The 305-nt window shown below is 41.0% G+C and carries 1 protein-coding gene; it reads left to right on the top strand.

The features are described 5' to 3' along the window. Positions 1–305, top strand: a 305-nt coding sequence (locus tag AAEY88_RS12775; RefSeq protein WP_350562978.1) for a hypothetical protein, incomplete at both ends; no start/stop codon positions are given.

Genomic DNA, 305 nt, shown 5'->3' with positions numbered 1-305 from the left:
TTGGTATGGATGCTTTCTTTACCGCAAACTACAATAAAGCCATCAATTCGTGGCAAATGATCTTAGACAGTGATCGTAATGATGTTGATAGAACAGCATTAATGAATGCAATTGAATCTGCAAATATGCGCCTTAATGAAGGTTCGGCAATGCCTAATGGTGATTCAACTCAAAAGCCAGTAGTTACGAGCAATGCGAAGACAGTCGCAATTGAAGTTTCTATTGCTCCAGAATTAGCAGACAAAGTGGCCGATAGCGATACTGTGTTTATTTTCGCACGAGCAACGCAAGGTCCAAAAGTACCG

The organism is Psychrobacter sp. CAL346-MNA-CIBAN-0220 (assembly GCF_040309805.1).
GTDB lineage: Bacteria > Pseudomonadota > Gammaproteobacteria > Pseudomonadales > Moraxellaceae > Psychrobacter.
Note: the sequence above shows the minus strand (reverse complement) of the source record. Positions and strands in the feature narration are given on the sequence as shown.